This is a genomic window from Streptomyces sp. CBMA156 (assembly GCF_014596515.1).
Taxonomy (GTDB): Bacteria; Actinomycetota; Actinomycetes; order Streptomycetales; family Streptomycetaceae; genus Kitasatospora.
The window spans coordinates 20,930-27,704 of the sequence record NZ_MSJQ01000126.1; the positions used below are offsets into that span (position 1 = coordinate 20,930).

The following is a 6,775-nucleotide window of genomic DNA, read 5'->3' on the forward strand; positions in this document are numbered from 1 at the left end:
GCCGGAGCCTCCGGGGGGCCGTCCGGAGCCCGCGGACCCGGTCAGGAGCCGAGGGTCGCGACCAGGACCGCCTTGATGGTGTGCAGCCGGTTCTCGGCCTGGTCGAACACGATGGAGTGCGCCGACTCGAACAGCTCGTCGGTGCACTCCAGCTCGGTCATGCCGGTCGCCTCGTGCATCTGCCGTCCGAGCACCGTGCCGAGGTCGTGGAAGGCGGGCAGGCAGTGCAGGAACTTCACGGCCGGGTTGCCGGTGGCCCGGACGGTGTCCATGGAGACCTGGTACGGCTTGAGCAGCTCGATCCGCTCGGCCCAGACCTCCTTGGGCTCGCCCATCGAGACCCAGACGTCGGTGTAGAGGAAGTCGGCACCGGCCACGCCCTCGGCCACGTCCTCGGTGAGGGTGATCCGGGCACCGGTCGTCGCGGCCAGGTCCTGCGCCGACTTCCGCACCTCCTCGGCCGGCCAGAGCTCGCGCGGGGCGACGATCCGGATGTCCATGCCGAGCAGGGCGCCGGTGACCAGCAACGAGTTGCCCATGTTGGAGCGGGCGTCGCCGAGGTAGGCGAGGGTGACGTCGGCGAGCGGCTTGGCGGTGTGCTCGGTGACGGTGAGCACGTCGGCCAGCATCTGGGTGGGGTGCCACTCGTCGGTCAGGCCGTTCCAGACCGGGACGCCGGAGTACTCGGCGAGCTCCTCGACCACCTCCTGGCCGTGGCCGCGGTACTCGATGCCGTCGAACATCCGGCCGAGCACCCGGGCGGTGTCCTTGATGGACTCCTTGTGGCCGATCTGCGAGGCCGCGGGGTCCAGGTAGGTGGTGGTGGCGCCCTGGTCGTGGGCGGCGACCTCGAAGGCGCAGCGGGTACGGGTGGAGGTCTTCTCGAAGATCAGCGCGATGTTCTTGCCGCGCAGCCGGGGCTGCTCGGTGCCCGCGTACTTCGCCGCCTTGAGCCCGGCGGCGAGGTCCACCAGGAAGCGGAACTCCTGGGGCGTGAAGTCGAGCTCCTTGAGGAAGTGCCTGTTCCGGAGGTTGAAGGCCATGCCGGGCTCCTGTGGTGACGGGACGGGGAAAGGGAGCGGCAAGTCTATACGATACTCGGAATTTCTATACAGAGACGGGGCGGGTGAGGAGAGCCCACGGGGGACTCCCCTCACCCGGCGCCACCACTACAGCCGCGGATCGACCGGCTCCGACTCCAGCGCGAGCACCGCGAACACCGGCTCGTGCACCCGCCACAGCGGCTCCCCCGCCGCCAGCCGGTCCAGCGCCTCCAGGCCCAGCGCGTACTCGCGCAGCGCCAGCGAGCGCTTGTGGCCCAGCGCCCGCAGCCGCAGCCGGTCGAGGTGCTCGGTGTAGTCCGGGCCGTAGATGATCCGCAGGTACTCCCGGCCGCGCACCTTCACCCCGGGCTGCACCAGGCCGCCCGGGCGGCCCTCGCCGCGCGCGGTCCGCACCAGCGAGGCCAGCGGCTTGACCACCATGCCTTCGCCGCCCTCGCCGGTCAGCTCCTCCCACCAGGCGGTGGCGGCGGCCGTCGAGGCCTCGTCCTCGGTGTCCACCAGGATCCGGCGGGTGCGGTGCAGCACCGGCTCCCTCCGGTCGGCGGCGTCGGTGGCGTCGGCGGCGTCGGTGTGGGTGCCGTCGGTGTGGGTGCCGTCGGCGTCGGCGGCGTCGGTGCGGGTGTCGGCGGCCACCAGGCGGTCGATCAGGTCCAGGTGCTCGTCGTGCGGGCGCACCGCGAGGTTCGTCCCCTCGGCCGCCAGCAGCTGGAACGGCGCGAGCCGGATGCCCGACAGGCCCTCGGTCGGCCAGCAGTAGCGCCGGTACGCCTCCGTGAACGCCCGTGCGTCGACCGCCCGCTGCCGCTGGCGGGCGGTCAGGTGGGCCAGGTCCAGGCCTCGCCCGGCCGCCCGCTCCAGCGCGGACAGCACCTCCGGCAGGGCGGCGCCCGCCGCCGCACCGACCGCCGCGTACTGGCGGCGCAGCAGTTCCACCGCCTTCAGCGACCACGGCATCAGCTCGGCGTCCAGCAGCAGCCAGTCGGTGGCCAGCTCCTCGAACAGCCCGGCTCGCTCGGCGGCCGCCCGGACCCGCTCCAGCACCGCGCCGGTCAGCTCCTCGTCGGCGAGGAAGGCCCGGCCGGTACGGGTCCAGATCGCGCCGGGCCCGGCCACGCCGAAGCGGCGCTCCAGCGCGGCCCCGTCCCTGGCGACCAGCAGCACCGCGCGCGAGCCCATGTGCTTCTCCTCGCAGACCAGGTGCCGCACACCGTCCGCGCGGTAGCCGAGGAACGCCTCCTCCGGGTGCTCCAGGTAGCCGTCCCGGCGGGAGGTGGCGCTCGGCGCCATGGTCGGCGGCAGGTAGGCGAGCAGCCGCGGATCCAGCGCGAAGCGGCTCATCACCTCCAGCGCCGCCGCCGCGTTCTCCTCCCGGACGGCGACCCGCCCGTGCAGACGGGTCTCGACGATCCGCCGCCCCGCCACGTCGGTGAGGTCCAGCGGACGGCCCTCCCGGGCGCCGGGCGCGTCGGTGATCAGCGGGCGCGCCGGGGCGTACCACTCGCGCTCGGCCCCGACGCCCACCAGCTCGCGCTCCGGGTAGCGCAGCGCGGTCAGGCTGCCGCCGAAGACGCAGCCGGTGTCCAGGCAGACGGTGTTGTTGACGAAGCTCGCGGTCGGCACCGGGGTGTGGCCGTAGACCACCAGCGCCCGGCCCCGGTACTCCTCCGCCCACGGGTAGCGCACCGGCAGGCCGTACTCGTCGGTCTCGCCGGTGGTCTCCCCGTACAGCGCGTGCGAGCGGACCCGGCCCGAGTCGCGGCCGTGGTACCTCTCCGGCAGCCCGGCGTGGCAGACCACCAGGGCGCCGCCGTCCAGCAGGTAGTGGCTGACCAAGCCGCGCATGAACGCCCGGACCTCGGCCCGGAACTCCTCGCTCTCCCCGGCCAGCTGGTCCAGCGACTCCTGGAGGCCGTAGGCGACGGTGACCTTCTTGCCGTCCATCGCCCGGCCGAGCTTGTTCTCGTGGTTGCCCGGCACGCAGAGCGCGTGACCGGCCGCCACCATGCCCATCACCAGGCGCAGCACGCCCGGGGTGTCGGGGCCCCGGTCGACCAGGTCGCCGACGAAGACGGCGGTGCGGCCCGCGGGGTGCGCGGCGTCCACCGGGCGGCCCTCGGCGTCCCTGGCCAGGGCGTAGCCGAGCCGGGTCAGCAGGGTCTCCAGCTCGGAGCGGCAGCCGTGGATGTCGCCGACGATGTCGAACGGGCCGGTGAGGTGGCGCAGGTCGTTGTACCGCTTCTCCAGCTCGATCTCCGCGGCCGCCACCTCGGCCTCGCCGCGCAGGACGTGCACCTTGCGGAAGCCCTCGCGTTCCAGGCCCCGGAGGGAGCGGCGCAGCTCGCGGTTCTGCCGGGGGACCACATGGGCCGGGAGCTGCCGGTCCGGGCGGGAGCGGTTGCGCTCGGCGCACACCCCCGGGGGGACGTCCAGGACGATCGCGATCGGCAGCACGTCGTGCTCGCGGGCGATCGCGACCAGCTGCCGACGGGCCTCGGGCTGGACGTTGGTGGCGTCCACCACGGTCAACCGGCCGGCCGCCAGCCGCTTGCCGACGATGTGGTGCAGGACCTCGAAGGCCGCGGCGGAGGCGGACTGGTCGTTCTCGTCGTCGGCGACCAGGCCGCGGCAGAAGTCGGAGGAGACCACCTGGGTGGGCAGGAAGTGGCGGCGGGCGAAGGTGGACTTGCCCGCGCCGCTGGTGCCGATCAGGACGACGAGGGAGACGTCGGTGACGGGGAGGCGGCGGGGCGCGGTGGGGCACTCGGTCCGTGCCTGGTCCTGGCTGTCGTCGGGTGCCGCGCTCTCGGTCGCGTCGTCGGTCATCGGGGCTCGCCTCCTTCGGGCGTCGCTGGTGTGGTCGCCGTCGCGGGTGTGGTCGCCGTCTCGGTCGTCTCGGTCGTGGCGGGTGCGGTCGTGGTGGGTGCGGTCGTGGTGAACAGGGCCAGCTGGGTCGGGGCGCCGACCTCCGCGTCCTCCGGACCGACCGGGCGCAGCTCGACGGCGTAGCCGTACGCGGCGGCGACCTTCCCGGCCCAGGCACGGAACTCGGCCCGGGACCACTCGAAGCGGTGGTCGGCGTGCCGGACGGCGCCCGCCGGCAGGCTCTCCCAGCGGACGTTGTACTCGGCGTTCGGCGTGGTGACCACGACCGCCCTCGGGTGGGCGGCGCCGAACACCACGTACTCCAGCGCGGGCAGCCGCGGAAGGTCCAGATGCTCGATCACCTCGCACAGCACAGCCGCGTCGAAGCCCTTCAGCCTGGCATCGGTGTAGGTGAGCGCTCCCTGGACCAGCGCCACCCGGGCCGCCTGACGCTCCGGCAGCCGTTCCAGGCCCAGCTTACGACTCGCCACCCGCAGCGCCCTCGCGGAGACGTCCACCCCGAGGATCGCGGTGAACCGGGCGTCCTTGAGCAGCTCGCCGATCAACTCGCCCTGACCGCAGCCGAGATCGGCGATCCGGGCGGCACCGGTCTCGCGCAGCGCGGCGAGGATCGCGGTGCGGCGCCGCTCGGCGAGCGAGGGCTCGCGGGGCTGCTCCAGCGCCCGGCCGGTTCCGTCACCGCTGCTCGCGGCGCCGGGCTCACCGGTGCGCGCCGTGCCGGGCTCCTCGGTGCCGTGCTCCTTCTCGGGCCGGTCGTCCACCGCGTTGTCGATCTCCTCGACCTCGCGGTCGTCCGCCTCCGCCAGCCGGGCCAGCTCCAGGCGCTCCATCGCGGCCCGGGCCAGCGACCAGCGCCGGGACAGGTAGCGGCGGGCGATCAGGGCGCGCTCCGGGTGGGCGGCCAGCCAGCCCTGACCGGCGACGAGCAGCTTGTCCACCTCGTCCGGGGCGACCCAGTAGTGCTTGGCGCCGTCCAGCACCGGCAGCAGCACGTACAGCTGCTGGAGCGCGTCGGCGAGCCGTACCGTCCCCGAGGCGAGCACGAGCCGCACGTAGCGGGACTCGCCCCACTCGGGGAACGCCTCGTCCAGCGGGATCGCCGTCGCCTCGACCTGCCAGCCCAGCGGCTCGAACAGCCGGGCCACCAGGGCCGGACCGCCCTCCTCCCCCGCGCCGTTCGCGGGCACGGCGGGCAGCTCGATCCGCAGCGGGCGGATCCGGCCGGGCAGTTCGGGGCGGGCCGGGCAGTCACCCTTCATCGCGGACCGGAACACCGTCCGCAGCGCCACCGCGAGCAGCGAGGAGGCCGCGTACGGGCGGTCGTTGACGTACTGGGCAAGCGCGAAGTCGGGCGAGCCGCCGCGCCCCCTGCCGTCGCCCCGGCCCTTGCGGACCAGTGCGATCGGGTCCACGTCCAGCAGCAGCGCCGCCGTGCAGACCTCGTCCTCCGCCTCGGGGTAGAAGACGTGGGCCTCGCCGTGCGACGTCGCGAACCGCTGGACCTTGCCGGGGTGCTTGTGCAGCAGGAACCCGAGATCCGTGGCCGGGCTCTCGGCGCTGCCGGTGGTGGAGATCGACATGAACACCCGCTGAAGTATTGCCCAGTGCCGAGGCCGTGAGCACCGGGTTTTCCTGCCCCGCGCCCCGCCGACCGGCCCGTCCGGCGGGTGTGTCCGTCCGGTGGGCGTGTTCGGCAGCGGGGCCCCGCATTGGTTAACGTGCACGGTGTGACTGCTGAATCCACCTCGCCCGAATCCACCTCCCCGGCGAACGGTGCCGTGGCCGCCGGCCTGGCCACCATCGCCGCCGACGGCACCGTTCTCGACACCTGGTTCCCCACCCCCGTGCTGACCGCCGAGCCCGGCCCGGCCGGCACCGTCCGGCTGACCGCCGAGCAGGCCGAGGCCGAGCTCGGCGCCGGTGCGGCCGAGGCGCTGCGCGCCGACGCGCGCCGCGGCGTCGAGGTGGTCGCCGTGCGCACCACCATCGCCTCGCTGGACGAGAAGCCGCTCGACACCCACGACGTGTACCTGCGCCTGCACCTGCTCAGCCACCGCCTGGTCAGGCCGCACGGCCAGAACCTGGACGGCGTCTTCGGCCTGCTGGCCAACGTCGCGTGGACCAGCATCGGCCCCGTCCCGGTGGACAAGGTCGAGCAGGCCCGCCTCGCCGTCCGCGCCCAGGGCGGCCAGCTGGCCGTGTACGGGATCGACAAGTTCCCGCGGATGACCGACTACGTCGCCCCGACCGGTGTGCGCATCGCCCACGCCGACCGCGTCCGGCTCGGCGCCCACCTGGCCGTGGGCACCACCGTGATGCACGAGGGCTTCGTCAACTTCAACGCCGGCACGCTGGGCACCTCCATGGTCGAGGGCCGGATCAGCGCGGGCGTCGTCGTCGGCGACCACAGCGACATCGGCGGCGGCGCCTCGATCATGGGCACCCTGTCCGGCGGCGGCAAGCAGGTCGTCTCGGTCGGCGAGCGCTGCCTGCTCGGCGCCAACGCGGGCATCGGCATCTCGCTCGGCAGCGACTGCGTGGTCGAGGCCGGCCTGTACGTCACCGCCGGCACCCAGGTCACCACCCCGGACGGCACGGTGGCCAAGGCCGTCGAGCTGTCCGGCCAGGACAACCTGCTGTTCCGTCGCAACTCGCAGAGCGGTGCGGTCGAGGTCATCGCCCGCACCGGCTCCTGGGGCGGCCTGAACGCCGACCTGCACGCCCACAACTGACCTGCGGGCAGAGGCCGTCGCGGGGTCCGGTGCCGAACGGCGCCGGGCCCCGCTCGCCGCTCCGGGCCGGGGCGGCTCGCGGGGCGGGCGCGCGCT

4 protein-coding genes are annotated in these 6,775 nt (G+C 74.1%); 1 reads left to right on the top strand and 3 read right to left on the bottom strand.

From position 1 onward, the window contains the following. Positions 1-41 precede the first annotated feature (41 nt). The 3 genes from argF to BU198_RS10670 form a co-directional block, all read right to left on the bottom strand. Positions 42-1,043 (bottom strand): ornithine carbamoyltransferase, encoded by a 1,002-nt coding sequence (gene argF / locus BU198_RS10660; RefSeq protein ID WP_188296590.1) that lies wholly within the window; start codon positions 1,041-1,043, stop codon positions 42-44. A 126-nt stretch (positions 1,044-1,169) separates the two neighbouring features. Continuing rightward, positions 1,170-3,887: a polynucleotide kinase-phosphatase gene (locus BU198_RS10665; protein WP_188296591.1), complete on the bottom strand. Its 2,718-nt coding sequence runs from the start codon at positions 3,885-3,887 to the stop codon at positions 1,170-1,172. Beyond that, positions 3,884-5,533 carry a 3' terminal RNA ribose 2'-O-methyltransferase Hen1 gene (locus BU198_RS10670; RefSeq protein WP_188296592.1) on the bottom strand — a complete coding sequence of 550 codons (1,650 nt, stop codon included), beginning with the start codon at positions 5,531-5,533 and terminating at the stop codon, positions 3,884-3,886. The genes BU198_RS10665 and BU198_RS10670 overlap by 4 nt, the downstream gene beginning before the upstream one ends. Before the next feature lie 141 nt (positions 5,534-5,674). Here BU198_RS10670 and dapD point away from each other — a divergent pair, with 141 nt between their 5' ends. Continuing rightward, positions 5,675-6,679 (top strand): 2,3,4,5-tetrahydropyridine-2,6-dicarboxylate N-succinyltransferase, encoded by a 1,005-nt coding sequence (gene dapD / locus BU198_RS10675; protein ID WP_188296593.1) that lies wholly within the window; start codon positions 5,675-5,677, stop codon positions 6,677-6,679. Positions 6,680-6,775: the final 96 nt, after the last annotated feature.